This is a genomic window from Mesorhizobium sp. B2-3-5 (genome assembly GCF_006442395.1).
GTDB lineage: Bacteria > Pseudomonadota > Alphaproteobacteria > Rhizobiales > Rhizobiaceae > Mesorhizobium.
This window is the reverse complement of the sequence record NZ_VFVX01000003.1, coordinates 314,958-340,976: the sequence shown is the minus strand read 5'-3', so window position 1 is coordinate 340,976 and position 26,019 is coordinate 314,958. Positions and strand designations below refer to the sequence as shown.

Annotated in this window: 27 protein-coding genes, 1 tRNA gene and 1 pseudogene; 4 read left to right on the top strand and 25 right to left on the bottom strand. The window is 65.3% G+C overall.

Features of this window, described 5'->3' with window-relative positions:
• Nucleotides 1–223: 223 nt before the first annotated feature.
• The 5 genes from FJ958_RS06365 to cysK form a co-directional block, all read right to left on the bottom strand.
• A complete protein-coding gene (locus FJ958_RS06365) occupies nucleotides 224–850 on the bottom strand; it encodes a CDGSH iron-sulfur domain-containing protein (protein ID WP_140740768.1) in 627 nt (208 codons plus the stop codon).
• A 112-nt stretch (nucleotides 851–962) separates the two neighbouring features.
• Entirely contained in the window at nucleotides 963–1,334 is a 372-nt protein-coding gene (locus FJ958_RS06360; protein ID WP_140740766.1) for a hypothetical protein, read from the bottom strand.
• A gap of 128 nt (nucleotides 1,335–1,462) precedes the next feature.
• Complete coding sequence (locus FJ958_RS06355) at nucleotides 1,463–1,819, bottom strand: hypothetical protein (protein ID WP_140740764.1); 357 nt, start codon at nucleotides 1,817–1,819, stop codon at nucleotides 1,463–1,465.
• Between the two features lie 68 nt (nucleotides 1,820–1,887).
• A complete protein-coding gene (locus tag FJ958_RS06350) occupies nucleotides 1,888–3,375 on the bottom strand; it encodes an aspartate aminotransferase family protein (protein ID WP_140740762.1) in 1,488 nt (495 codons plus the stop codon).
• A gap of 14 nt (nucleotides 3,376–3,389) precedes the next feature.
• On the bottom strand, nucleotides 3,390–4,478 hold the full coding sequence (gene cysK, locus FJ958_RS06345) for a cysteine synthase A (RefSeq protein ID WP_140740760.1): 1,089 nt from the start codon (nucleotides 4,476–4,478) through the stop codon (nucleotides 3,390–3,392).
• 253 nt (nucleotides 4,479–4,731) lie between these two features.
• On the opposite strand from cysK, the gene FJ958_RS06340 reads away from it, so the two are divergent.
• Nucleotides 4,732–6,720, top strand: coding sequence for a BTAD domain-containing putative transcriptional regulator (locus FJ958_RS06340; RefSeq protein ID WP_140740822.1), 1,989 nt, complete (start codon nucleotides 4,732–4,734; stop codon nucleotides 6,718–6,720).
• 97 nt (nucleotides 6,721–6,817) lie between these two features.
• Nucleotides 6,818–6,994, top strand: coding sequence for a hypothetical protein (locus FJ958_RS06335; RefSeq protein WP_181176298.1), 177 nt, complete (start codon nucleotides 6,818–6,820; stop codon nucleotides 6,992–6,994).
• 37 nt (nucleotides 6,995–7,031) lie between these two features.
• On the opposite strand, the gene FJ958_RS06330 is transcribed toward FJ958_RS06335, so the two are convergent.
• The 12 genes from FJ958_RS06330 to FJ958_RS06275 all read right to left on the bottom strand — a co-directional run bounded on the left by FJ958_RS06330 (nucleotide 7,032) and on the right by FJ958_RS06275 (nucleotide 19,116).
• Nucleotides 7,032–7,340 carry a UBP-type zinc finger domain-containing protein gene (locus FJ958_RS06330; protein WP_140740757.1) on the bottom strand — a complete coding sequence of 103 codons (309 nt, stop codon included), beginning with the start codon at nucleotides 7,338–7,340 and terminating at the stop codon, nucleotides 7,032–7,034.
• An 85-nt stretch (nucleotides 7,341–7,425) separates the two neighbouring features.
• The gene (locus FJ958_RS06325) at nucleotides 7,426–9,123 is read right to left on the bottom strand and encodes a cyclic nucleotide-binding domain-containing thioredoxin-disulfide reductase (RefSeq protein WP_140740755.1); all 1,698 of its coding nucleotides are present in this window, start codon (nucleotides 9,121–9,123) and stop codon (nucleotides 7,426–7,428) included.
• Nucleotides 9,124–9,302: 179 nt separating this feature from the next.
• Nucleotides 9,303–9,845 (bottom strand): cytochrome b, encoded by a 543-nt coding sequence (locus FJ958_RS06320; protein WP_140740753.1) that lies wholly within the window; start codon nucleotides 9,843–9,845, stop codon nucleotides 9,303–9,305.
• Between the two features lie 289 nt (nucleotides 9,846–10,134).
• Nucleotides 10,135–10,219 (bottom strand) — tRNA-Leu (locus FJ958_RS06315).
• 74 nt (nucleotides 10,220–10,293) lie between these two features.
• On the bottom strand, nucleotides 10,294–10,914 hold the full coding sequence (locus FJ958_RS06310) for a 2,3-bisphosphoglycerate-dependent phosphoglycerate mutase (protein ID WP_140740751.1): 621 nt from the start codon (nucleotides 10,912–10,914) through the stop codon (nucleotides 10,294–10,296).
• A 33-nt stretch (nucleotides 10,915–10,947) separates the two neighbouring features.
• Nucleotides 10,948–11,790, bottom strand: coding sequence for a 4-hydroxy-tetrahydrodipicolinate reductase (dapB, locus tag FJ958_RS06305; RefSeq protein ID WP_140740749.1), 843 nt, complete (start codon nucleotides 11,788–11,790; stop codon nucleotides 10,948–10,950).
• Nucleotides 11,787–13,646 carry an ABC transporter ATP-binding protein gene (locus tag FJ958_RS06300; RefSeq protein WP_140740747.1) on the bottom strand — a complete coding sequence of 620 codons (1,860 nt, stop codon included), beginning with the start codon at nucleotides 13,644–13,646 and terminating at the stop codon, nucleotides 11,787–11,789. The genes dapB and FJ958_RS06300 overlap by 4 nt, the downstream gene beginning before the upstream one ends.
• A gap of 132 nt (nucleotides 13,647–13,778) precedes the next feature.
• The gene (locus FJ958_RS06295) at nucleotides 13,779–14,804 is read right to left on the bottom strand and encodes a glucokinase (protein WP_140740746.1); all 1,026 of its coding nucleotides are present in this window, start codon (nucleotides 14,802–14,804) and stop codon (nucleotides 13,779–13,781) included.
• 177 nt (nucleotides 14,805–14,981) lie between these two features.
• Entirely contained in the window at nucleotides 14,982–16,067 is a 1,086-nt protein-coding gene (mepA, locus tag FJ958_RS06290) for a penicillin-insensitive murein endopeptidase (protein WP_140740744.1), read from the bottom strand.
• Between the two features lie 124 nt (nucleotides 16,068–16,191).
• Nucleotides 16,192–17,076, bottom strand: a complete 885-nt coding sequence (locus tag FJ958_RS06285; protein ID WP_246679511.1) for an SDR family oxidoreductase — start codon at nucleotides 17,074–17,076, stop codon at nucleotides 16,192–16,194.
• 212 nt (nucleotides 17,077–17,288) lie between these two features.
• On the bottom strand, nucleotides 17,289–18,443 hold the full coding sequence (queG, locus tag FJ958_RS06280) for a tRNA epoxyqueuosine(34) reductase QueG (RefSeq protein ID WP_140740742.1): 1,155 nt from the start codon (nucleotides 18,441–18,443) through the stop codon (nucleotides 17,289–17,291).
• Entirely contained in the window at nucleotides 18,424–19,116 is a 693-nt protein-coding gene (locus tag FJ958_RS06275; RefSeq protein WP_140610628.1) for a glutathione S-transferase family protein, read from the bottom strand. The genes queG and FJ958_RS06275 overlap by 20 nt, the downstream gene beginning before the upstream one ends.
• Nucleotides 19,117–19,278: 162 nt before the next feature.
• Here FJ958_RS06275 and FJ958_RS06270 point away from each other — a divergent pair, with 162 nt between their 5' ends.
• A complete protein-coding gene (locus FJ958_RS06270) occupies nucleotides 19,279–20,085 on the top strand; it encodes an undecaprenyl-diphosphate phosphatase (RefSeq protein WP_140740818.1) in 807 nt (268 codons plus the stop codon).
• A 164-nt stretch (nucleotides 20,086–20,249) separates the two neighbouring features.
• Here FJ958_RS06270 and FJ958_RS06265 read toward each other — a convergent pair whose 3' ends face one another.
• Complete coding sequence (locus tag FJ958_RS06265) at nucleotides 20,250–20,627, bottom strand: YraN family protein (protein WP_140740740.1); 378 nt, start codon at nucleotides 20,625–20,627, stop codon at nucleotides 20,250–20,252.
• Nucleotides 20,620–21,525, bottom strand: coding sequence for a 16S rRNA (cytidine(1402)-2'-O)-methyltransferase (gene rsmI, locus FJ958_RS06260; protein WP_140740738.1), 906 nt, complete (start codon nucleotides 21,523–21,525; stop codon nucleotides 20,620–20,622). The genes FJ958_RS06265 and rsmI overlap by 8 nt, the downstream gene beginning before the upstream one ends.
• 182 nt (nucleotides 21,526–21,707) lie before the next feature.
• On the opposite strand from rsmI, the gene FJ958_RS06255 reads away from it, so the two are divergent.
• On the top strand, nucleotides 21,708–21,881 hold the full coding sequence (locus FJ958_RS06255) for a hypothetical protein (protein ID WP_246679510.1): 174 nt from the start codon (nucleotides 21,708–21,710) through the stop codon (nucleotides 21,879–21,881).
• A 79-nt stretch (nucleotides 21,882–21,960) separates the two neighbouring features.
• Here the strand turns inward: FJ958_RS06255 and FJ958_RS31925 are convergent.
• The 6 genes and pseudogenes from FJ958_RS31925 to rph all read right to left on the bottom strand — a co-directional run.
• A pseudogene (locus FJ958_RS31925) lies at nucleotides 21,961–22,071 on the bottom strand (transporter); the annotation flags it as partial.
• A gap of 229 nt (nucleotides 22,072–22,300) precedes the next feature.
• Complete coding sequence (locus FJ958_RS06245) at nucleotides 22,301–22,624, bottom strand: low molecular weight protein tyrosine phosphatase family protein (protein ID WP_140740734.1); 324 nt, start codon at nucleotides 22,622–22,624, stop codon at nucleotides 22,301–22,303.
• A 55-nt stretch (nucleotides 22,625–22,679) separates the two neighbouring features.
• Nucleotides 22,680–23,843: a radical SAM family heme chaperone HemW gene (hemW, locus tag FJ958_RS06240; RefSeq protein ID WP_140740732.1), complete on the bottom strand. Its 1,164-nt coding sequence runs from the start codon at nucleotides 23,841–23,843 to the stop codon at nucleotides 22,680–22,682.
• Between the two features lie 11 nt (nucleotides 23,844–23,854).
• The gene (rdgB, locus tag FJ958_RS06235) at nucleotides 23,855–24,517 is read right to left on the bottom strand and encodes an RdgB/HAM1 family non-canonical purine NTP pyrophosphatase (protein ID WP_140740731.1); all 663 of its coding nucleotides are present in this window, start codon (nucleotides 24,515–24,517) and stop codon (nucleotides 23,855–23,857) included.
• Complete coding sequence (locus FJ958_RS06230) at nucleotides 24,517–24,927, bottom strand: VOC family protein (RefSeq protein WP_140740729.1); 411 nt, start codon at nucleotides 24,925–24,927, stop codon at nucleotides 24,517–24,519. The genes rdgB and FJ958_RS06230 overlap by 1 nt, the downstream gene beginning before the upstream one ends.
• Before the next feature lie 276 nt (nucleotides 24,928–25,203).
• Nucleotides 25,204–25,920 (bottom strand): ribonuclease PH, encoded by a 717-nt coding sequence (rph, locus tag FJ958_RS06220; RefSeq protein ID WP_140740728.1) that lies wholly within the window; start codon nucleotides 25,918–25,920, stop codon nucleotides 25,204–25,206.
• Nucleotides 25,921–26,019: the final 99 nt, after the last annotated feature.

Sequence of the window (26,019 nt, the reverse complement as noted above, 5' to 3'; positions counted from 1 at the left end):
TTCTGCTGCGAAGCCCTTAGCCGATACGGCCCGGAGGATAAAGGCGGGAGCGATGGGCCAGTCGGTGGAGAGCGTATTCTCCCCCCTTGAGGGGGAGATGGCCGGTAGGCCAGAGGGGGTCGGTCCGACCTGACGCGGCGCCCTCTTCGCGGCGAAAGAAGAGGTTAGCGCTTCACGCGCACCGACCCCCTCTGTCGCCTTCGGCGACATCTCCCCCTCAGGCTCAGCCGATAAATCCCACCTTCTTGTGGCTGCCATCGCAAAACGGCTTGTTGGCGGAATGGCCGCAGCGGCAGAGGAAGGCAACCCTCGTGCGGTCGATTGTGTGGCCGGTGCCGGTGACGATTTCGAGATTGCCCTCTAGCTTGACCGGGCCATTGGTCGTCGGCGTAACCTTCAGTGGCCCATTCCGCGCTTCGAGGGCCGGCGTGTCCTTCAGCGCCGGCTCGCCGGTGGCCGTGAAACCTGCCTTGGTGTGACTGCCGTCGCAGAATGGCTTGTTTTCCGACGCGCCGCAGCGGCAGAGCGTGGCGCGATGGAACGTCTCGCCGTCGAGCACGATTTCGGCGTGAACGGCAAGCGGGCCGTTTTCACGGATGCGCGCCGTGTTGACCACGGGCGGCTGTTCCTGCGGCCCGCCGTCCTTCCTGCTGTATGTGATGGCGCCGGAGGGACAGTTTTCGGCGATGGCGACGATCTTCTCGACGCTGGCGGCCTCGGGATGGATCCATTGGCCCGGCGCATTGGGCACGAAGACATGCGGATCGCCGAGCACGCAGTTGCGCGAATGGATGCAGCGCTTGCCGGAAAACCCGACATCGATCTTGTCGCTTTCGACCATGCCGGCCATCGCTGGGCTCCCTTGCCTGGAGCACGTCGCGTCCGAACGACAGACGCGGCGCGCATTGGGTGTTTGGGCAAGCTATGGCTGGAACGGGAAAACCGTCAAGCTGGCAAACCGGTCAGGGGACCAGGTTGATCTCCTCGGTTTCGCCGCCGCTGCAGGTGTAGCAGCAATCCTCGCATTTTTCCTTGTTGCCGGGACCGACGCCCCAATAGGTGCCTTCGTCGCCATCGACCCAGGCGCCGTAACAGATCGATTCACCCTCGTTGCAGGATATCGGCAGCGACTTGGTCTCGCCATCGTCAAGATAGAAATCCTTGCCGTTGCCCGGCCAGACATAGTCGCGGTCCTGGCTGTAGAGCTCGACGCGCATGGCATTGGGATGGCTGTTCTTGATGGCAAAGGTGACATCGCCGGCATGGGCCGACGGCGTGATCAGCATGGCAAGTGAAAGCGCGGCCAAGGTGCGGCGCGCGTAGGCGTAGAACATGGTAACCCCCTGGATAAGCGGCCCACCCGGCCGCGACGCGACCATGGCACGCTGTGTTGAGTCGCGAAAGTGGGGCTGGTGTTTCGACCCCCGACTTAATTTGGGTCCGACAGGTCCTGGCCTGCTCCCTATGGCACCAGGTCGATGGTTTCGGTCGAATGTTCGACGCAGATGAAGCAGCAATTGTCGCAAGGCTGGTCGTTATCCGGCCCGACGCCGGCAGAGATCCGGTCGTTGCCGTCGACCCAGGCGCCATAGCAGATGCGCTCGCCCTGATTGCATGAGATCGGCATCGATTTCCGGGAGCCTGGATCGATCAGGAACACCTTGTCGTTGCCCGGCCAGACCGTCTCACGGTCCCGGCTGAACAATTCGACGGCAACCGCTTGCTCGCGCAGATTCTTGACGAAGAAGGCCATGTCGGCGGCTTCGGCCGGGGTGGCCAAGACCAATGCCGCGAGCACGGCCATACGAAAGAGCGTCACGGTCGGATCTCCCGAATCACCGCCGCAGAATCGCATGGCCGCCCATGCCTGTCGCTCTCGTTTTGGAGCTAATCCCCGGATGACCCTTCCGCCGCGATCCCCCGCCCCAGCCTCACCGTTTCCCTGACCAGAAGATCGAGATCGTCACGCCGGGTGCGGTGGTTGGCGATCGCGACGCGCAGCCAATGCTCGCCATGCACTGTGGTGTCGGAGAGTGCCGCAATGCCCTGTTCCTGCAGCCGCAGCATGATCTCGGTATTGAGCGCTTTCAGCGGCTCGCCGGCGATCCCTGGCTGATAGCGGAAGCAGACGATGTTGATGGTCGGCGGCATGGCCAGCTCCAGCAGCGGCTCGGCCTCGATCAGCCCGGCGAGATAGAAGGCCTGCGCGATGTTCTGATCGATCAGGCGGCCGAACTTGTCGGCACCGTGCTCCTTCAGCGCCATCCACACTTTCAGCGCACGAAAGCCGCGCGTCGTCTGCAGGCCGTAATCGTGCAGCCATTCGCCGGAGGCTAGGCCCCGCGGCGTCGATTCAAGATATTCGGGCGTCACCGCGAATGTCTTGCGATGCGCGGCGGCATCCCTGACCAGCGCGCAGCCGACCTCGAACGGCGCATGCAGCCATTTGTGCGGATCGAGCGCGACAGAATCCGCCCATTCGATGCCCGCGACCAGATGCGCGTTTTGCGGCGCAATGGCAATCAGCGCGCCGATGCAGCCGTCGACATGGAACCAGAGGCCTTCCTCATGCGCCAGCTTGGCAAGCGTGCGCAGGTTGTCGATCGCGCCTGTGTTCACCGTGCCGGCATTGCCGATAACGCAGGCCGGCATGAAGCCTGCCCCGCGGTCCTCGGCGATCGCCGCGCGCAAGGCATCGACGTCGATGCGCAAGCTCGAGTCAGTCGGAACTCGGCGCAATGCCCGATTGCCGAGGCCGAGCGCTTCCATCGCCTTGCGGTGGCAGGAATGGATCTGGTCCGAGCCGTAGAAACGCAGCGGCTTCTCGATTGCCGCGACGCCGTGCTCGCGCACATCGATGCCGGCCTTGGTGTTGCGCGCCACGGTCAGCCCGATGATGTTGGCCATCGAGCCGCCGCTGACCAGCGTGCCGGAGGCGGATGCGGGAAAGCCCAGCATCTGCTTGCACCAGTCGACCACCTGGCTGTCCATCAGCGCGGCGGCATGGTTGCCACCGCCAAGGTTGGAGCCCTGGACCGCCGCCAGGAAGTCGCCGAGCGCGCCGGCGAGATTGCTCGAGCCCATGTACCAAGACCAGAAGCGCGGGTGGATGTTGCCCATCGGGTAGGACATCACGGTGCGGGAGACCGCGTCATAGACAGCGGCCAGCGGCGCCGGCGATCGCGGCAGGCTTGCCGCGAAGACCTCTCGCACATCCGCCGGCATCTCCCGCCAGACCGGGCGATCGCGCACGTCGCGCAGATAATCGACGGCGTCGTCAATGATCCGGTGCGACAGGGCGTGCGCATCGGCCCAGTCGGAAGGATCGAGCGTCTCCTCGTCCAGCATTTCGAGCGATTCCCGCGCGCCATCCATGACCGGTCCTCCTGTCAAGCGGCCGGGAACTGGCAGCCGGGCGTCGAGCGGGACAGCGCCGTCTCCTCAGCGTCCATCTCAGCCTCGATGCCGTCGAAGAGCGGCGTCGACATATAGCGTTCGCCGGTGTCGGGCAGCATGCACAGGATCACCGACCCGGCCGGCGCCTTCTCCGCGACTTGCCGCGCCACGGCGAAAGTGGCACCGCCGGAAATGCCGGTGAAGATGCCTTCCTTCCGCGCCAATGCCCTGGCCCATTTGATGCCTTCGGGGCCGGCGATCGGGATCACCTCGTCATAGAGGCTGGCGTCGATCGCTTCCTGCAGCACGTTGGGGATGAAATCCGGCGTCCAGCCCTGGATCGGATGTGGCTCGAAAGCCGGATGACTGGCGGCGGGGGCGCCATCGGCGCCGCGCTGCTGCGCCTTGCCGCTGCCGATCAGCTGCGCATTGGCCGGCTCCGAGAGCACGATGCGGGTGTCCGGCCGCTCGCGGCGCAGCACGCGCGCCACACCGACGACGGTGCCGCCGGTGCCATAGCCGGTGACGAAGCAGTCGAGCCGCGACCCGGCGAAATCATTGACGATCTCGCGCGCCGTCGTCGCCTCGTGGATGGCTGCATTGGCGGCGGTTTCAAACTGGCGGGCGAGGAACCAGCCATTGGCCTCGGCCAGTTCGACCGCCTTCTTGTACATGCCGAAACCTTTTTCGGCGCGCGGCGTCAGCACCACCTTGGCGCCCAGTATGCGCATCAGCTTGCGGCGTTCGACCGAGAAACTGTCGGCCATGGTGACGACCAACGGATAACCCTTCTGCGCGCACACCATGGCAAGCCCGATGCCGGTGTTGCCGCTGGTCGCCTCGACGACCGTCTGGCCCGGCTTGAGCGCGCCGCTGCGTTCGCCCTCCTCGATGATGTTGAGCGCCAGCCGGTCCTTCACCGAGGCGCCCGGGTTGAAGAACTCGGCCTTCACGTAGATCGTCGCGTGCGCCGGTGCGAGGTTGTTGATGCGCACCACCGGCGTGTCGCCGACCGTATCCAGGATGCTGTCGAACAGCCTGCCGCGTCCGGCGGTGGTCCTGATCTTTTGCCTATTCAACATCTTTGATCTCCTTGATCGTGATCGTCTTCAATTTCACGGGCCGGTTACAGACCGGCGGTTTGGGCGGCGAGGTTTCGAGACCTTGCCACGCTAGGACTGACGTGCCAGCGATGCGGCAATGGGGCAGCAGCGGAGAAACCCGCCTTCGGATGCGCCTTGTCGGTTTCGGTGATACACAAGAGGCCGACAAGCCAGCGTGGGAGCAGGCGTGGAAACGCACGTGGAATCCGCCCCGTCGAGGCAGGACGGCGACATGCCGGGCCTGTCCGTGCGCCTGCTCGGATCGCTGACGATCTCCCGCAACGGCGTGCCGGTGGCACTGCCGGCATCGCGCAAACTGCGGGCGCTGCTGGTCTATCTGGTGCTGGCGCCGCATCCGGTCGGGCGCAGCCGCCTGTGCGAGCTGTTCTGGGATGTGCCCAACGATCCGCGCGGCGAGCTGCGCTGGTGCCTGAGCAAGCTGCGCGGTGTGCTCGACGCGCCGGAGCGGCGCCGGGTCTCTACGCAGGGCGATATGGTCGCGCTCGATCTGGACGGTTGCCTGGTCGACGCGCTGGAGATCAGCCGCGCCACGGCGCAAGGAATCGGCACGCTTGATGCGGAGCGGCTGCGAGCGCTGGCCGGGCTCTTCGCCGGCGATTTGCTCGACGGCCTGGAACTCGAGCGCAGCCCGCTTTTCAACAGCTGGCTGATCGCCCAGCGCCGCCGCTTCAACTCCTGCCACGCGGCGGTGCTGGAACAGCTCGTCGAAAACCTGCCGCCGGATTGCGACGAGACGATCGGCCATCTCGACCGGTGGGTGGAACTGGCGCCGTTCGACGGGCGCGCCCATGTGACTTTGCTGGCCAGCATGGTCCGGCGCGGCGAGATCGGCGCGGCCGAGCAGCACCTGGCGGCGACCGAACAGCTGTTCCGGTCGGAGCAACTGGATTTCGCACCGCTTCGCGCGGCGTGGCGGGCGATCCGCGATGAAGGGGCAAGTGCTTCGGAGCAACGGCAGCCGGCCTTGCTGCCCGCGCTGTCGCAGCTGGTCGCCACGGCGAATGAAGCCGGCCCTGTCGAACCAAGCCATGCGTCGTTGGCGGTCATGCCGTTTGCCGAGGAAAGCGGCGCGCGCGGCGGACTGGCCGATGGTTTGACACACGACATCATCACCCGCCTCGCCAAGCTCAGGGATTTCTTCGTCATCGCGCGCGGATCGGTGTTCGCGCTGGCCGAGAAGGCCATTGCTCCCGAGGAGGCCGGCAGAAAACTGAATGTCGACTATGTCGCCACCGGCACGGTGCGCGGCCTGGCCGGCCGGGTGATCGTCGGCGTCGAGCTCGTCGAGGTGCGCACGGCCAGGATCGTCTGGGCCGAGACATTCGAGCGCCGGCCCGACGACATCTTCGCGGTGCTGGACGACATCGGCGACAGCATCGTCTCGTCGATATCGGCCGAGATCGAAACGGTCGAGCGCAACCGCGCCATGCTGAAGGCGCCCAATTCGCTCAATGCGTGGGAAGCCTATCATCGCGGCCTCTGGCACATGTACCGCTTCACCCAGGCTGAAAACGAGCAGGCGCGGCATTTCTTCGCCCGGGCGCTGCAACTGGACCCGACCTTTGCCCGCGCCTATGCCGGCCTGTCCTTCACCCACTGGCAGAACGCCTTCCAGCGCTGGGGCGACCGCGACCGGGAGAGCGCGCTGGCCTTCGAGAGCGCCGGCCACAGCCTGCTGGTAGACGACCCCAATCCGGCCGCGCACTGGGCCATGGGGCGAGCGCTATGGCTGCGCGGCGCGCAGGACGGATCGCTCGTCGAACTGCAACGGGCGGTGGATCTCAGCCCCAATTTCGCGCTTGGCCATTATGCGTTGTCCTTCGTCCACTCGCAGTCGGGCGATCCGCGGGCGGCGATCGGCTCCTCCGACCATTCGCGCCATCTGAGCCCCTTCGACCCTCTTCTGTTCGGCATGCTGGGGGCAAGAGCCATGGCGCATGTCCGGCTCGGCCAGTTCGAGGAAGCGGCCGAATGGGCGCTGAAGGCGGCGGCGCGGCCCAATGCGCACGCCATCATCCTGGCGATCGCCGCGCACTGCCTGGCGCTGGCCGGCCGGCTCGACGAGGCGCGCGGCTTCGCCGCCGCAATCCGCAAGACATTGCCGCACTATTCGAGCGAGGATTTTATCGGGACGTTCCGTTTCGAGCCCGACGCGGAAGCGCTGTTCCGGCAAGGCGCGAGGCGGATCGGGCTGGGCTGAGACCGGGCCGAACTCCAGCCGGTTAACAAGGCCGGAAGGAGTTACTTAACCGTTCACGGTTATGTGACGCCTTGGGGGGCATGACAAAGTGAGTATGATGAGCAACAGCCCCGAAAAGCGCAACGAATGGCGCGCCATTCTTCATGTCCAGGCCCGAATCGCCGTCCTGTTCGTCCCCGTCGTGGCCAGCCTGCTCCTCATCGCGGCCCTTGCCGGCAACGACCGCAAATCCGTTCCCGACGTCGACCGCACCGTCACCAGCTCGGTGCGATAAATCAGGCCGAACCGCTTTTTCCTGGCTCTTCGAAACTTCAGTAAAACCGCGGGATCGGTCCGTTCTGCGGCGTGGTGCGGTCGCCGAGGTCGAGAAAGATCTCGTCGACAAAGCACCATCCCCAGCCCTCGGGCGGATCATAGCCCTCGATGACGGGGTGACTGGTGGCGTGAAAATGCTTGGTGGCGTGGCGGTTGGGCGAGTCGTCGCAGCAGCCGACATGGCCGCAGGTTCGGCACAGCCGCAGATGCACCCACCACGATCCGCTCTTCAGGCACTCCTCGCAACCGAGTGCGCTCGGCGTCACGTCCCTGATCCCAGCCGCATGTCTGCATTCATCCGCCATCACATTCTCCTGGCCAGTTGGGCTCAACTATTTCTTTTGCGCAAATTCCCCAGGGAAAGCGCTGCGCGATTTTCCCGGGAAACCGTTACGCACTTTCCCTGAAATTGCTCTCCGTGGCGAGGCTACCGTCCTGCGCCAGATAAGCATGCAAGGCCGCGACCACCTGGGCGCCCTCGCCGACAGCCGCCGCGACGCGCTTGACCGAGCCGCAGCGCACGTCACCGATGGCGAACACCCCGCTGCGGCTGGTCTCCATCAGGCCGTGCGCCGTTCCAAGCTCCGACCCGGTGCGAATGAACCCCTTGGCGTCCAGCGCCACATTGCATTGTGCGAGCCAGTCGGTGTTCGGGTCGGCGCCGATGAACAGGAAGAGATGGCGGATCGGGCGCGTCGTTCCCTCGCCGCTGACGCGATTGCGCCAACGCACGGTGGCAAGATTGCCCTCCTCGCCCTCCAGCGCCTCGATTTCGGTCTCGGTCAGCACCTCGATATTCGGCTGCGCCTTGATGCGCTCGATCAGGTAGCGCGACATGCTGGCATCGAGGCTGCCGCCCCGCGCCAGCAGCACCACTTTGCGCGCATGGCTGGCCAGGTAGACGGCCGCCTGCCCAGCCGAATTGCCGGCGCCGACCAGCGCCACCTCCTGGCCGGCGCAAAGCCGTACTTCGATGGGCGAGGCCCAATAGTGCACGGACGTTCCCTCGAACCGCGACAGGTTGGCGACATCGAGGCGGCGGTAGCGCGCGCCGCTGGCGATCACCACGCTGCGCGTCCGCACGGTCTCGCCGTCGCCGACGTCGAGCAGGTAACGGGCACCCGACATGTCGGGTGCGGCGCTCAGCAGCTTGGCCTCGTCGGGGATCCCCATTTCGACGCCGAACTTCTGCGCCTGATTGTAGGCACGCGCCATCAGCGCCATGCCCGTAATGCCGGTCGGGAAGCCGAGATAGTTCTCGATGCGCGAGGAGGCGCCGGCCTGGCCGCCGAAGGCACGGCAATCGAGCACGATTGTCGACAGCCCTTCGGACGCCGCGTAGACCGCCGCGGCCAGCCCGGCCGGCCCGGCGCCGACAATGGCCACGTCATACACTGTATCGGCATCGATCGGCCTGACCAGGCCGATGCAGCGGGCGAGGTCCTTCTCGCCGGGGTTGAGCAGCAGCCTGCCGTTCGGACACAGCACCACCGGCAGATGATGCGGATCGACGTTGAAGCGCTCGACCAGGGTTTTCGCGCAGGGGTCGCTGCCGGAATCCAGCACCCGGTGCGGCTGGCCGCTGCGGGCCAGGAAGCCTTGCAGCCGCAACACGTCGGCATTGTCGAGCGGTCCGATGATGATGGGCCCGCTGGTGGCGCTTTCGAGCAGTCCGACACGGCGCAGGATCAGCGCCCGCATGATGCGCTCGCCGAGACTGGCCTCCTGTACTATCAGATCGCGCAGCCTCCGCGAGGGGATGACGAACGCCTCGACCGGCTCGGCGGCCTCGGCATTGACAAGCGAGGGGCGGGCCGAAAGCTGCGCCAACTCGCCGACGAAGCTGCCTGGACCGTGGGTGATGAGCGTTTCGCGCCGGCCGAGCCCGCCATCCTGGGTGATGTCAACGCTGCCCGACAGGACGACGATCAGGCCGGGCGCCACGTCGCCTGCCTTGATGATGTGCTCGCCGGCGGCATAGGCGCTGGCCTCGCCGAACCGGCGCATGCGATCGATGTCGGCCTCGGCCAGCGTCGGGAACGCCTGATCGCGACGGGTCGAGAAGATCGGGTTGGTGGCTTGCGACATGGCTGCGAGCGTAGCGCCTCGCCCGGACGGTTTGAAGCGGTTTGTTCAGCGCCTAGCCGGGAGGGGAGGTTGGTTGCTGGCCGCCAAGCCGTCGCGCCGCGATGACGAGATCGGGGAGACTTGAAACCAACGTCGCGATTCGCAGACGAAGAACAATCACCCGGGACTGACGCCGCATCTCAGGAGCCCGCCGTCTCCGGCAGCATGCGCTTGAGCACATCGTCCCCGCGGATGAAATGATGCCACAGCGCCGCCGCCGCATGCAGTCCGGCAAGGATGAGGATCAGGTTGGCGCATAGGCTGTGCAGCTCTCTTATGAACCGGGCCGTGTCGCGGTCGGGCGCAACCGGAGCCGGAACGGTGAAGAGGCCGAAAAAGCTCAGGGCGTCGCCCCTGTACCAGGTGAGCAGGATGCCGAGGACCGGAATGGCCACCAGCAACGCGTAAAGCAGCAGGTGCGCGACCTTGGCCGCCCATCGTTCCAGCTCTGACATTTCCCCCGGCAACCCGGGCGTTCCCAGTGCCAGGCGCAGGCCGAGGCGGATCACCACCAGCGCGAACAGCAACATTCCGAACGAGATATGGAGCCACCAGACGAGCGCACGGCCGGGATCGCCGCGTGGAAAGAGGTCCGTCACATAGGTCAGGCCATAAAGGCCGATGACCAGCAGAAACACCGCCCAATGCATGGCCTTCTGCGCGTTTGTGTAGGTGGGGTTCATCCGAGCCTTCCGATTTTTGCATCGTTTCCAAACTAGCCGCGATCATGTCAAAGCTTTGTCGTGCCGAGCCCCTTTGGCCGTACTTGAACGACCAGCGGCGAGTATTGCCGGCGAGCATTGCAGGATCGGACCGTGATCGCGGTCGGACGAACATTGGAACAGGGGACCTGTCAGTTCGCTGACAGTCGGTGGCAGTCCGGCAACGATGCTTCAGACAAAGAAAAAGCCCGGCGAACCGGTCGTTTTCTCTTAGGGTTTCTGAACCGTCGAACGATTCGAAACGGGAATTTGGTGCCCAGAAGAGGACTCGAACCTCCACTCCTTGCGGAACACGGACCTGAACCGTGCGCGTCTACCAATTCCGCCATCTGGGCTGGTGCGGGCTCAATAAGCGGGCAAGCGATTGCTGTCAACGCGCTTTTTTCAAACCCGCCAGCGGCTTGCCGGTTCAGCCCTCCAGCACTTCCTTCGAAGCCACGGTCGAATCGGCGTTGAGCGTGTAGATGACCGGCACGCCGGTGCCGAGCTCCAGCTTGACGATCTCCTCGCCGGACTTGCCGTCAAGCGCCATGATCAGCGCGCGCAGCGAATTGCCGTGGGCGGCGACCAGCACGGTGCCGCCGCGCAGCACATGCGGCTGCAGATCGTGCAGATAGTAGGGCCAGACGCGGGCGCCGGTATCCTTCAGGCTCTCGCCGCCGGGCGGCGGCACGTCGTAGGAGCGGCGCCAGACATGCACCTGCTCCTCGCCCCATTTCTTGCGGGCATCGTCCTTGTTGAGGCCGGAGAGGTCGCCATAGTCGCGTTCATTGAGCGCCTGGTCGCGGATGGTCTCCAAATCGCTCTGGCCAACGGCGTCGAGAATGTGCTGGCAGGTTTTTTGCGCCCGGGTCAGCGCCGAGGTAAAGGCGATGTCGAATTTCAGGCCTCGGGCCTTGAGCTTCTCACCGGCGGTCTTGGCTTCGGAATGGCCCTGCTCGGTCAGATCGACGTCGCGCCAGCCGGTGAACAGGTTCTTCAGGTTCCATTCGCTCTGGCCGTGGCGGACGAGCACGAGAGTTCGCGACATGTTTGCTCCCTTTGGTTTTGGGGTTAGACGGTCTCAGGCGAGCCCAAGCACGTCCCGCATCGAATACAATCCCGGCTTCTTGCCACGCGCCCACAACGCCGCCTTGACGGCGCCGCGGGCGAAGATGGCGCGGTCCTCGGCATGGTGGGCGAGCGTGATGCGCTCGCCGGTGCCGGCCAGGATCACGCTGTGGTCGCCGACCACCGAGCCGCCGCGCAGCGTGGCGAAGCCGATCGTGCCGGTCTTGCGCACGCCTGTGTGGCCGTCGCGTGAACGCACATCATTGCCGGCCAGCGCCACGCCGCGCCCGGCGGCGGCGGCCTCACCCAGCAGCAGCGCGGTGCCCGAGGGCGCGTCGACCTTGTGCCTGTGGTGCATTTCGAGGATCTCGATGTCGAAATCGTCGCCGTCGAGTGCACGTGCCGCCTGTTCGACCAGCACCGCCAGGAGATTGACGCCGAGGCTCATATTGCCCGACTTGACGATCGTCGCGTGGCGCGCCGCCGCGGCGATTTTCGCGTCGTCGTCGGCCGAACATCCCGTTGTGCCGATGACATGGACGATGCGCGCCTGCGCCGCGTAGCCGGCGAATTCGACGCTCGAGGCCGGCGTGGTGAAATCGAGCACGCCATCGGCCTTGGCGAAGACCGGCAGCGGATCATTGCCGATCGCCACGTCGATGCGGCCGATGCCCGCGAGTTCGCCGGCATCCTTGCCCAGATGAGGCGAATCCGCGCGCTCGACCGCGCCGATGACCCGGGCGCCCGGAATGGTGTGGATGGCGCGGATCAGCGTCTGGCCCATGCGGCCGGCAGCACCCACCACCACAAGGCCCATATCGGTTGCCGGCTTGTCGTTTGCTGACGTCTCGCTCATGCCGTGCTCCCGGCGATGCTTTGGGTTTCGATGTCGTGAACCGAAGTCTGGATCGGCGCGCTGTCGTCGACAAGCCCTAGGCCCTTGACGCCCTGTATCCGGTGGAAACGGGCATAAACGCTGTGCGGATCGGCCATCAGCGAGGCGTGCGTGCCCTCTTCGACCAAATGGCCCTGTTCGAGCACGATGATGTGGTCGGCATTGACCACCGTCGACAGGCGGTGCGCGATGACGATGGTGGTGCGCCCTTCCATGACCTTGGTCAGCGCCTGCTGGACACGGGCTTCGGCCTCGTTGTCGAGCGCCGATGTCGCCTCGTCGAGCAACAGGATCGGCGCCTGCCGCACGATGGCGCGGGCGATCGACACGCGCTGGCGCTGGCCGCCCGAGAGCGTCGCGCCGTTCTCGCCGACCGGCGTGTCGTAGCCTTGCGGCTGCTGGCGGATGAACCCGTCGGCCGCTGCCTGCTTCGCCGCCTCCTCGATCTCGGCATCGGTCGCGGAGGGGCGGCCGTAGCGGATGTTGTCGCGGATGGTGCCTTCGAACAGATAGGGCGCCTGCGAAACATAGGCGATGGAACCGCGCAGCGACTGCTTGGTGACCTTGGAAATATTTTGGCCGTCGATCTCGATCGTGCCGGACTCGACATCGTAGAAGCGCTGCAGCAGCGCCACCAAGGTCGTCTTGCCGGCCCCGGAGGCGCCGACGATGGCGGTCATCTTGCCGGCGGCGGCGGCGAAGCTCAGGTCCTGCAGCACCGGCATGTCCTCGACATAGCGGAAGGACACGTTGTTGAACCGCACTTCGCCGGTCGTGAAATGCGCCTCGGTTGCATCGGGCGCGTCGCCCTGCTGCGGCTCGAGATCGAGCAGCTCGTAGATCATGCGCGCATTGACCAGCGCCCGCTCCATGCCGACCTGCATGCGCGCCAGGCGTCGCGCCGGATCATAGGCCAGGATCAGCGCGGTGATGAACGAGAAGACCGCGCCCGGCGGCTGACCAAGGACGAGTGCCCGGTAACCGGAATAGGCGATGACGGAGGTAACGGCGAGGCCGGCAAGCATGTCGGAGATCGGCGCCAGCCGTTCAGACACGCGGGCGATCTTGTTGTTGCGCTGCTCGGCCGTGTCGGCCATGGCGCCGATGTGGCGCGCAAGCGCGTCCTCCATGGTGAAAGCCTTGACGATGGCGATACCTTGCGTGGCTTCCTGCACGGCCCCGATCAGCCGGGAATTGATCAGCACGGATTCCCGGGTGATGCGCCGCACGCGACGGGTGAGATAGACAACGGCCCAGATCAGCGGCGGTCCGATCAGCAGCGAACTGAGCGACAGCACCGGATCCTGATAGACCATGACGCCGACAAGGCCGACCAGCGTGACCGCGTCACGGCTGATGGATGTCAGCGTCAACGACAACAGGTCGCGGATGCCGCCGACGTTTTCGTTGACCTGTGCCGCCAGCCGGCCTGAACGCGTGTCGTTGAAGAAGCCGACACCGAGCTTCATCAGATGATCGAAGATGCGCTTCTGATAGCGCGCCACCAGATTGTTGCCGATCTTGGCCAGCGCGACCGCCTGGCCATAGCCGGCGAAGCCGCGCAGCAGGAAAGCCGCCATGAAGCCGGCGCAGATCCATACGATCGCGTCGCCACGCCGTTCGTAGAAGATCTGGTTGACCATCGGGGCCATGATCCAGGCGGTGAAGGCGGTCGTACCCGAAACGATCAGCGAGCACGCGATGACCATGGCATAGGTCCAGCGGTAGTCACGGCTGTTTTCCGCGAGAATGCGGCGGAGCACCGCTGTGACCTGACCGGGCGTGGCCTTCTGCTTGTTTGGAGCTTGAAAAGTCAAATCGGGAGCTTCGTGGTTTCCGCCTGGGGCCGGGCTGCAATTCGGCACTCCTCTTAGCGCCATGCGGCCGGCTTGCCTATGCCCGCGGCTGATTAACTTCGTCGCGGGCAGCGCGTTCTCGAGGCGATGCCACTAGGCCTGCCAGCGCCGGCCCTCCGTCTGAACGCCGAACAGCGACGGGTTCCTGGCATAGGCGGCAAGGCCGAGAAGTGCCGCCAGCGGATGGGTGATGACATAGACAGGCATGGAGCGCATCAATTCGCTGTGTGGCGCCTTGTCCTCGAAGGCGGCGCGGAAATTGCCGGCCTTCAGCGCCGGCACGATTTTCTGTGCGATGCCGCCGGTGAGGAACACGCCGCCGCGGCTCATGAACACCATTGCGAGATCGCCGGCCGTGCGGCCGAGGCAGGTGACGAACATCGACAGCGCTTCCTCGGCGACCGGATCGGTCTTGGCCAGCGCCGCCGCCGTGATCGCCGCCGGCGTGGTGAAGGGCGTCGGTTTGCCGTCCGCCCTGGCCACCGCCCGGTAGGCATTGACGAGGCCACGCCCACTCAGTATCTGCTCGCCCGAAATGCGGCCCTCGAGCTTCTCGATATGCGGGAACACCTCGAAATCGCGGGGTGAGCGCGGGCCGATGTCCATGTGGCCGCCCTCGCCCGGCACCGGGATCCAATGGTGCAGCGCGTAGACCAAGCCGGCAACGCCGAGCCCGGTTCCCGGACCGAGAACGACGCGTCCGGCATTTGGCTCCGGCGTGCCGCCGCCGATCTTTTCCATATGCTCTTCGCCCAGCGCCACGACGGCCAGCGCCTGCGCCTCGAAATCATTGAGCACGACGATGTCGCTCAGCCCGAGGCTCGAAAACATCTGCCTCGGCTTGACGATCCACGGGCAGTTGGTGAGCTCGATCTCGTCGCCGTCGACTGGGCCAGCCACCGCCAGAACCGCCGAATTCGGACGAATGGATGAGCGGTCCAGCACCGCCGCCTGGATCGCCTCGTCGATGGTGTTGTAATTGGCGGTCTGCACGATCGTCGGCTCGCCGGCCTCGGAATTGGCGTCGAGCACGATCGAGAAGCGCGCATTGGTGCCGCCAATGTCACCGATCAGGATCGGAAACCGCAACGACGTGTCGATATCGCTTACGCTTGGCATGCTCTCGTCCGTCTCCGGCGCCTCCTGACGGCGTGTCGCCGTTCTTCGTTGACTAGCGCATGAGTTTGAAAAGGGAAACGGTTTTCGAACCCGGCAATGCGCTGAGAGAGTTTCTGCGGCCAAACAGCCACTCTTTCGCGGAAAACGGCACCCTAAACCGATTGAGCGACGCGACAATCAGTTCGCGGGCGGTCGTGGGCGCGGCACCGGCACCCCGACCTCGGGCGTCGTGAAAGCGTTCACCGCGCCTGACAAGCCGGCCGTGCCGCTGGCCGTGGTGGCGGGCGATGAAGGCGCTTCCGGTTCAGGTGCTGCGACCGCGAGGGCCCCGCCACGGTAGGTCGCCGCCTCGGCCGATTCCGGCCCCGGCGCGTCGAGCACGAATTGGCATTGCTTGGGCAGGTTCGCCATCGTCATCAGGTCGCGGGCTTTCGGCGCGTCCGGATTCTTGTTGGGCCGCCATGGCTCCTGCGTGAACCACCAGGCCAATGGCTTGCCGCAGCCGTCGTCGGCCGGGGCCGCTTCCTGCCCCTTGCAAGCGGGCGAGCCCGGTTGGCAGCCGATGCGGACGTGGAAGTGGTAGTCGTGGCCCCAGAACGGCCTGATCTTGCGCAGCCAGGAGCGGTCGCCGGTGACGGTGTCGCAGAGCTTTTTCTTGATGCCCGGATTGACCAGGATGCGCTCGACCTCCGGGTAGCTCGCGGCGCGCTTCAAAAGCCGCGTATGCATCGGCTTCCACAGCGCGTCGTTCACCAGATGGGTCTTTTCATCGACCATCAAGGTGGCGCTGATATTCTCGCGCTCGCTGGTGGTGAGCTTGCGGTCCGGCATCGGCGTCAGCCAGATGTCGGCGTCAAGGCCGATCTGGTGCGAGGCATGGCCGCTCAGCATCGGGCCGCCGCGCGGCTGCGAAATGTCGCCGATCAACAGGCCCGGCCAGCCGTCGGACGCCGCGTCGCGCGACAATTTCTCGATCAGCGCGATCATCGCCGGATGGCCCCAGCGGCGGTTGCGCGACGGCCGCATCACCTCCCAGTGCATGCCGTCCATGGGCAGCGCGACGCCGCCGGCAAAGCAGCCCTTGGAATAGAAGCCGAAGGATTGCGGGGCGGTCACTGTGGGCAGTTTCTCGGCGCCGAACAGGTCTTTCGCGCGCTCCTCGGCGAAGGCCGGTTTCACGGCGAGGGCCGTCAGGACAAACAAGCCAAACGCAGCCGCCAGCAGTGATTTTTTGCCCAGGGACGACCGCGTCGCTGTCTTCATGAAACCGGATCCCACCACAATCCCAAGCCCGAATCATAGCACGCCGCGCCCGGGGTTTCGATCGCTCTACCTCTTGGCGCAATTCCGGACGGAAAACCGTTTTCACACTTTTCCTGGAATTGCCCTAGCCCTTCATCAGGCTGCGCGGCTCGCCGTCGCGCCAGTCGCCGCTTGCCCACATATGGTCGAAGGCGGTGCGGTAATCGGGAAAACGAAAGCGATAGCCCGCCGCCTTGATCGCCGCATTGGCGACGCGCTTGTTCTCGCCATAGAAGGACCGCGCCATGGGCGAAAGTTGGGCGGTCTCGAAGGGAATCTCGGGCGGCGGCTCGATACCCATCAGCGAAGCGGCATAGGCGACGACATCCTGCGGCGACGCCGGCAGGTCGTCGGTGACGTTGAAGATGCCCCCTTTGCCGGCTTCGATCAGCTGCCACAGCGCGCCGGCAATGTCGTCGCAATGGATGCGGTTGAACACCTGGTCCGGCTTGACCAGCCGCCTAGCGGTGCCGTTTTCCAGATTGACCAGCGCGTTGCGGCCCGGACCATAAATGCCGGACAGCCGCAGGATCGCAACGGGCCGACTGATCTCCTTGCCCAGTTGCAGCCAGTCCTGCTCGGCGGCCGCCCGCATCACCGAGCGCTTCGAGACCGGGCGGCAGGCGGCCGTTTCATCGACCCAGGCCCCGCCATGATCGCCATAAACGCCGACCGTGGAGAGATAGCCGATCCATTGCAGCGCGGGCATTCGGGCGATTGCCGCGCGGGCGGCGACCAGTACTGGATCGCCGGCCGCATCGGGCGCGATCGAAATCACCAGATGCGTGGTTCTCTCCAGCGCCTCTGCGATTTCAGCGGTCAAGACGCCATCGAACAACAGCGGGACGATGCCGGCCTGCCGCAGCGCTTCGAATTTATCGGCCGAGCGCGTCGTGCCGATAATCGTGGCTGTCCCGGTGTCGGCGCTTGGGTCATCGGAAACAAGATTCTTACGAAGTGGGACCCCCACCCTAACCCTCCCCACAAGGGGGAGGGAATGCTGCCGCGCGACATTTTCCATAAGGTCAGGCGAGTCTGAGGTCGGCACCGACAGAAATCCCCCTCCCCCTTGTGGGGAGGGGTTAGGGGTGGGGGTATTCGTAGGGCGCAACCCTGGCGTGCCGGCGCGGGCAAAAGCCTTGCCCGAATAGCCGGCGCCGAAGATGAATATCCGCTGTTCGCTCATGCCTGCGTCCTGTCCGGCCGCGCCAGACGCCATTCGTCGCGCACGGCGCCATCGCTTTCCGTCTTCAGGCCGGTCGCGGCCCGCTCGGAATATTCGGCCTCGGACACAAGCCGCGCCAGCGCCCATATTGCCGCGCCCCGCACCAGGGGCGAAGGATCGCCCAAGAGAGCCCGAACGATGTCGGCAAGGGCGGCATCGCCGGAATTGCCGGCGGCGATCAGCACGTTGCGGACGAACCGGTCGCGGCCGATGCGCTTTACCGGAGAACCGGAGAAGAAGGCGCGGAACGCCGCATCGTCCAGTTCGAGCAGTTCGGCGAGCGGCGGCTCGCGCAGATCGTCGCGGGCGGCGAGCTTGGCCTCCGAAGCCGCGCGGGCGAACTTGTTCCACGGGCAAGCGGCGAGGCAGTCGTCGCAGCCATAGATGCGGTTGCCGATCGCCTCGCGGAATTCGTGCGGGATCGGCCCCTTGTTCTCGATGGTGAGGTAGGAGATGCAGCGCCGCGCATCGAGCCGGTAGGGCGCCGGGAAGGCGTCGGTCGGGCAGGCGTCGAGGCAGGCGCGGCAGGAGCCGCAATGGTCCGTTTCAGCCCGGTCCGGCGCGAGTTCGGCCGTGGTGAAGATTGTGCCGAGGAACAGCCAGGAGCCGTGTTCGCGGCTGACCAGATTGGTGTGCTTGCCCTGCCAGCCGAGCCCGGCGGCTTCCGCCAGCGGCTTTTCCATGACCGGTGCGGTGTCGACGAAGACCTTCACGTCGCCGCCGGCGCGCGCCGCGATCTTGGCGGCGATTTCCTTCAGCCGTCCTTTCATGACCTCGTGATAGTCGCGGTTCCTGGCATAGACAGAGATGGCGCCGCGGTCGCGCTTGGCCAGCACGTCGCGCGGATCATGATCCGGGCCGTAATTCATCGCCAGCACGATGATCGAGCGCACTTCGGGCCAAAGCGTCGAAGGCTCGCTGCGGCGTTGGAGCGTGTCGGAGATCCAGTCCATCGAGCCGTGAAAGCCGTCCGCGACGAATTCGGCCAGCCGGGCCGGGGCCAGCGGGATCGCATCGGGAGTGGTGACGGCAAGCGCATCGAAGCCTGCGCGCCGCGCCTCCGCGTCGATCAGCGCGCGCAGTTTCGACGCGTCAGAAATCGAGGTCCGCATAATGCGACACCGGTGACAGGCCGCGCACGCGATCGGTCAGGAGCGGCCGGAAGGAGGGCCGCGACTTCACGCGCGTATACCATTCGCGCGCCGCGGCGTGTTCGCGCCAGTCGATCTCGCCGAGATAGTCGAGCACCGAAAGCGTCGCGGCCGCCGCGAGATCGGCATAGGTGACCCGGCCGCCGGCCAGCCAGTGGCGGGTGCCGGCCAGCCAGTTGGTGTATTTCATGTGCTGGCGGATGTTGGCGCGCGCCGCACGGATCGCGCCCGAATCCGGTGACCCGCCGCCCGCCGTTTCCGGCATGATCGGCTTCAGCACGCGCTCGCGCACCAGATGCCGGGTGATCTCGCTTTCGGCCTTGTTCAGGTACCAGTCGATCAGCCGGCGGATTTCGGCGCGCTGCATCGGGTCCTCGGCGAACAGCCGCTTGTCGCGCTTAAGGACGCCGCGCGTCTCATCGAGATATTCCGAGATCACCGTCGCGCCGACGATCGGCACGTCGCCTTCGGCCAGCAGGATCGGCAAGGTTCCGGCCGGGTTCAGCGCCAGAAACTCCTTGCGCCGCGTCCATGGCTTTTCCTCGATCAGCGCCAATTCCTCGCCATACTCGCCGAAGGCAAGTCGAACGAAGCGGCAGGTGGCGAACATGGGATGGTGGAAAAGCGTCAGCATGGTTCCGCGATGATAGGGCGCACTGGCGAATCGCCGGCTGCGCCGGTAAGTCTTGGCGGCCCGCAATTCGGGCCGTCACGGTGCTGCGACCTATAGGGGGACTTCGGCGCCATGACAAGCAAGCCCTGTTCTCTCGCCGTCTTCCCCAATGCCGAGGTAGAAATGGAAAGCCAGACCATCGTCGAAGCCCTGCTGCTCGGCCTGCTGGAAGGGTTGACCGAATTCATTCCGGTGTCCTCGACCGGCCATATCCTGCTCGCGGGGCATTTCCTCGGTTTCAATTCCACCGGCAAGGCCTTCGAGATCCTGATCCAGCTCGGTGCCATCCTGGCCATCCTCAGCGTCTATTTCCGGCGGCTGTGGCAAATGCTGCTCGACCTGCCGCACGACCGGCTGACGCGGCATTTCGTCATCGGCATCCTCATCGCCTTCCTGCCGGCGGCGATCATCGGCGCGCTGGCGCATGACTTCATCAAGACGGTGCTGTTCGAATCGCCGAGGCTGATCTGCATCATGCTGATCATCGGCGGCGTCATCCTTTTGGCCGTCGATCGTATGAACCTGAAGCCCGTCTATCGCGACGTCGAACGCTTCCCGACCCGGCTTTACCTGCAGATCGGTCTGTTCCAGTGCCTGTCGCTGATCCCGGGCACCTCGCGCTCGGGTTCGACCATCGTCGGCGCGCTGCTCCTGGGCGTCGACAAGCGGGCGGCGGCGGAGTTTTCTTTCTTCCTCGCCATTCCGACCATGGTCGGTGCCTTCGCCTTCGACCTGTTCAAGAACCGCAACGTGCTGTCGTCAGCCGACCTGCCTATCATCGCCATCGGCTTCGTCGCCGCCTTCGTCACGGCGCTGTTCGTGGTCCGTTTCCTGCTCGATTACGTCTCGCGCAACGGCTATTCGCTGTTCGGCTGGTGGCGGCTGGTGGTGGGCATCGTCGGGCTGCTGGCGTTGATGATCTGGGGGTGAGGAGCGATCCGCGAAGCGGACAGGAAGCCAATTGCTTGGCTTCCTGAGCGACGAACGCCCTGAGCCAGCGAAGGGCGAGCAACGCTCGTAGGTGGCTCCCTCTAACTGTTTGTTTTGACGCAATCCCGGACGGAAAACCGCTACGCACTTTTCCTGGATGGCCCTCAGTTTCTCCCATAAAACGCGTTCTCGACATGCACCGGCCAGCGCCAAGGCAGCACCGCGACCATGTCGAAGCGCATCGACAGCCTGCCGTAGTCGGACTGGCGCGAGAGCCAGATGTCGGCGGCCGCCTCGATGCGGCGCTCCGATTCATGGCCGATCGCCTCCATGGCTTCCATCAGCGTGCGGCGGGCCTTGACCTCTACGAACAGCACCAGGTCGCCGCGCCGCGCGATCAGGTCGATCTCGCCGAAGCGGGTGCGATGGCGGCGCGCGAGGATCCTGTAGCCCTTCAGCAGCAGGGCGGCGGCCGCCAGCCATTCGCCGCGATGGCCGCGCCGATAGGCTTTCTGGCGGCTGGCGCTCGGGCGCTCAGCCATCGGCATGGGCATCCCTAAGCTCCAGCAGCCGCCGGTAGAGCATCTGTTTCTGGCCGCCGGTCATCTTCGCGGCTTCCGCCGCGGCCTTTGAGGCCGGCATTTCGGCGGCGAGCGAGAGCAGCAGGCGGTCGATGTCCTCAGGCTCGTCGGCCCTAGCCTCGGCGGGGCCGACGCAGACGACGATCTCGCCCTTCGGCGTGTCGGCCGCCGCGTAGTGATCGGCCAGCGCCCCGAGCGTGCCAATGCGCATTTCCTCGAAAGTCTTGGTCAATTCCCGGCCGATCGCGGCTTTGCGTTCGCCGCCAAGCGCTTCGGTCATGGCGCCGAGCGACTCGGCCAGCCGGCGCGGCGATTCGAAGAAGATCAACGTCGCCGGCACGGCTCGCAGCGCTTCCAGCCGCGCCAACCGCTGCCCTGATTTCACCGGCAAGAATCCGGCGAACAGGAAGGCGTCCGACGGCAGGCCGGATGCCGTGAGTGCTGCAAGCCCCGCCGACGGACCGGGGATCGGCACGACGCGGATGCCATGGTCGAGCGCCTCGCCGACCAGTCTGTAGCCGGGGTCGGAAACGAGCGGCGTGCCGGCGTCGGAAATCAGCGCGACGCTCTGGCCGCTCTCAAGGGCTGCGATCAGCTTCGGCCCGGCATCGCCGGCATTGTGCTCGTGATAGGCGGTGGTGCGCCTGCGAATGCCGTAACGGTCGAGCAGCACGCGCGACACCCGCGTGTCCTCGCAGGCGACGATGTCGGCGGCGGCCAGCGTCTCCAGCGCGCGCAGGGTGATGTCGGCAAGGTTGCCGATCGGCGTCGCCACCAGATAGAGCGCCGGCTCGAGCGGACGGGCCGCGATCTCGGTCTGCCCGACCACATAGCTGCGCTTGCCCGTCTCGCCAGTCAATGATGCCGTCTCCGTTCAGCCCTGTTTGGCCTGCCAAAATCATACTTGGCATGGCTGGCGCGGGCTTGCAAAACTCACGTCGATGTAAGGTAGCCGCCATTCCTTCGCCACAGTAGGGAACGAAACCGGATTTGGCGGATTTAGCCCCTGATTCCCTAGGGGAGGACAGGATGGATTGGCTGATGATACAGGACGTTTTCGCGCCCTACTATGCCGGCCGCAACAGCGCCTCCCCGACCAGGGACAAGCGCCTGCCTGCCGAAGACGAAGCCAGCCTGAGCAAGCGGGCCGCCAGGGCCTTGCCGACAGACGCCAGGCTTTCCAACGACAAACCAGACAGCACGACGGAGCACTGACCGAACGATGCCCAATCGCTTCGATATTTTCATCACCCGTCTTGAAACGAAAAGCGCCAGAGAGGGCGTGCCCCCGCATCCGATAGGCGACCAGCACCGCGCCCGCCGCGACAAGGCCGACGCCAAGCCGGTTCGCGCTGGGGAGTCGCACGCCGAAAAAGAGCGCGCCAAACACCGCCACAAGCACGACGCCTGAATAAGCTTTGCGGTGAGCGCGAAGACCGCCTAACTTCGTCGTCCTAGGGCGAAGCAAGGAGCGCAGCGACGCGGCGCAGACCCTAGGATCCATGCCATGACATCAATGCGTTGCAACGGTGCAGAAATCTGGCCCGTCGCATCCCTCGACAAGGGTCGCGGCATGGATCCTCGGGTCAAGCCCGAGGATGACGAAGACACCTATGATCGGCCGCCCCATTTCTTCAGCCGAGATACCGCGGCACCTTGCCCTCCAGAATCCGCACCAGCTCCGGATCCATGAATTCATAATTGTCCGGGATGTCGAGGCAGATGACCCTGGCCTTCTTCAGGCTGGACTTGAATTTCTTCTGCAACTTGGCGCGGTGCGCCTTTTCCATGACGAAGATGATATCGGCCCATGCGACGAGTTCATGCGTCAGCGGCGTATCGGCATCGTGATTGGTGCCCGCCGATTCAACCTCGATATCCCCGCGCTTGGAAAACACCTGCTCGGCGGTCGGGCTGCGCAGGCGATTTTGGCTGCAGACGAAGAGGACGTTCTTCACCGGGACATTCTCTGATCTTGTCCGAAAACCGGTTCCCACTTTTCGGGATCATGTCCTACCGCGCCAGATCGGCCACCACGGCATCCAGCACGATCATGCCGGCCGGCGTGGCGCGCAGCCGGGAATTGCCGATCGGCGCCACCAGCCCCTCGCCCTGCAGCACCGACAGCCGCGCGCTCGACAGGCCGCGCCCGGAGAACGCCTCGTAGCGCGACAGGTCGATGCCTTCGGCGAGCCTCAGCCCCATCAGCAGGAATTCGTCGGCCTCTTCCGAGCGCGTCAGGATCTCGCCTCCGGTGACGCCATGGCCCTTGGCCTCGACCAGATTGGCCCAGGTTTCCGGCATCCTTTCGGCGATGGTCACCACCCGGTGGCCATTCTCGATGAAGCGGCCATGCGCGCCGGGGCCGACGCCGACATATTCGCCGTAGCGCCAGTAGGTCAGATTATGCCGGCTCTCGGCGCCCGGCCGGGCGTGGTTGGAAATCTCGTAGGCCGGCAAGCCATGCGCCGTGGTGATCTCCTGCGTCAACGCGTAGAGATCGGCGGCATGGTCGTTGTCGGGAATGATGAATTTCTTCGCCGCATGCAGCGCATGGAAGGGCGTGCCTTCCTCGATGGTCAGCTGGTAGAGCGACAGATGGTCGGCGGCATGGCCGATCGCCTGTTCGAGCTCGGATGCCCAGGCCTCCGGCGTCTGTCCGGGCCGGGCATAGATCAGGTCGAAGGACAGGCGCGGAAAGATTTCTCTGGCCAGGCCGATCGCATGCAGCGCTTCCTCGACATTGTGCAGCCGGCCAAGGAAACGCAAATCCCTGTCGTTCAGCGCCTGCACGCCGAGCGAGACGCGATTGACGCCGGCGGTGCGGTAGCCACGGAAACGCTCGGCCTCGACCGAGGACGGATTGGCCTCCAGCGTCACCTCGATGCCTTCCGGCGCCGTCCAGTTCTTCGCCACGGCATCCAGAACCCTGCCCACCGTCTCGGGCTTCATCAGCGACGGCGTGCCGCCGCCGAGGAAAACGCTGGTCACCTCGCGCGGGCCGGTGCGCTGACGCATCGTTGCCAGCTCCGCCTCGAAGGCGGCGGCGAAGCGCTCCTGATCCACCGGCTGGTGACGGACATGGCTGTTGAAGTCGCAATACGGGCATTTGGCCGCGCAGAACGGCCAGTGGACATAGACGCCGAAACCGGGCGTCCGGTCGAGCGGCATGCTCATGCCGGTTCCGATCATTGCGCGCCAAGCCTGGCGCGGGCGAATTTCTGGAAAGCCCGGGCGCGGTGTGACAAAGCGGTCGCCTGGCCAGGCTTCCAGCCGTGTTTTTCCTCGGCGCTCATCTCGCCAAAGGTTTTCTCGAAGCCATTGGGCAGGAACACCGGATCGTAGCCGAAGCCGAGCTCGCCCCGCGGCGGCCAGACCAGCGTGCCTTCGACCTCGCCGCGATAATATTCCGCCTCGCCATCAGGAAAGGCCAGACAAATGACGGCGACGAAGCGGCCCGTGCGCTGTGCCGCCTCGGCCGCGCCGACTTCCTGCAACGCCACTTCCGTGCGCTGCATGGCCATGCCGAAATCGCGTGATCCCTCAGGGGTTTCGGCCCAGTTTGCGGTGTAGACGCCCGGCGCCCCGTCGAGCGCGTCGACGCAGAGGCCAGAATCGTCCGACAGCGCCGGCAGGCCAGTCGCCTTTGCGGCGGCCAGCGCCTTGATGTAGGCGTTCTCCTCGAAGGTGGTGCCGGTTTCGTCAGGCTCGGCCAGGCCATAGTCCTTGGCCGACTTCGCTTCGAAGCCGAACGGCTCCATCAGATCGGCGAATTCGCGCAGCTTGCCGGCATTGTGGCTGGCAACGACGATCTTCTTGCCGTCAAGCGTATGAACAGTTGGCGAATGCATCAAAGGCCCCAGATTCTTGGCTCGGCGAACTCGATCGAATTGCCCGAGGGGTCGCGTATATAGATCGAACGGCCACCTTGCGGCCATTCGAATTCGCTTTCGATGGCAATGTTTTTCGCCTCGAGATGCGCTCTCCAGCGGATGATCTCGTCGGCGGTTGCCGCGAAGCAGAGATGACCTTCGCCGAGCGTGCCGTGCGGCGGCACTTTCAGCTTGGCATCGGGCGACGGCGGGATCCTGGTCGCCTCGGCGTTGAAGATGAGCAGCACGCCCGGTCCGCAGCGGAAGAAGAGGTGGCGGCCGTCGACCTTGCCGAGCAGGTCAAGGCCGAGGATATCGGTGTAGAAGGCTTCGGCGGCGGCCAGGTCGGTGACGTAGAGGGCCGATTCCAAGATCGCGGAGGGTGTCACGAGGCGCCCCCCTCTGGCCTGCCGGACCCGGCCCTACGCTGTCGCTCCGGGCGTTTGTTGTTCGGAAAGCCAAGCAATTGGCTTCCCGTCCGCTGCGCGGACCACTCCTCACCCCCCTCAAGGGAGGAGATCAGCGGTATTGACTGCTTCCGCCAATTTTCAACGTTGACGGGTAGGCACGGCCAGCGAAACTGCCAATCTCCCCCCTTGCGGGGGAGATGTCCGGCAGGACAGAGGGGGGTGGGAAGGATCGCCAACCTTAATCGTCCAAAAATCTTACGCCACCGCCATCTGCTGCAAACTCACCAGCCGCGAAATACCTTTCTTGGCCAAGCCCATCAGGGCGGCGAACTGGTCCTCGGAGAAAGGCTCGCCCTCGGCGGTGCCCTGGATCTCGACGATGCCGCCCTTGCCGGTCATGACGAAATTGGCGTCGGTGCCGGCCGAGGAATCCTCGAGATAGTCGAGATCTATGACCGGCTGGCCGTCATGGATGCCGCAGGAAATCGCCGCGACATGGTCCTTCAGCACCTTCGAGACACTGGCCATCTGCCGGGCTTCCATCCAGCGCAGGCAGTCGTACAGCGCCACCCAGCCGCCGGTGATCGACGCGGTGCGGGTGCCGCCATCGGCCTGGATGACGTCGCAGTCGACGGTGATCTGCTGTTCGCCCAGCGCCTGCAAATCGACCACGGCGCGCAATGAACGGCCGATCAGGCGCTGGATCTCCAGCGTGCGGCCGCCTTGCTTGCCGGCGGAGGCTTCGCGGCGCATGCGCTCGCCGGTGGAGCGCGGCAGCATGCCATATTCGGCCGTCACCCAGCCCTTGCCCGAATTGCGCATCCAGCCGGGCACCTTCTCCTCGAGGCTTGCCGTGCACAGAACATGGGTGTCGCCGAACTTCACCAGGCACGAGCCTTCGGCGTGCTTGGAGACGCCGCGCTCGAAGGAGATGGCGCGCATTTCGTTGAATTGGCGTTTGGAGGGGCGCATTCGGCCTGCTTTCTGTCAGTTTTTTGAAATCGTGGCCGGCTTTTAGACGCATGGGGGGCAGCGCGCAAAGGAAAACGGACTGGGTGATCCGACACAGAC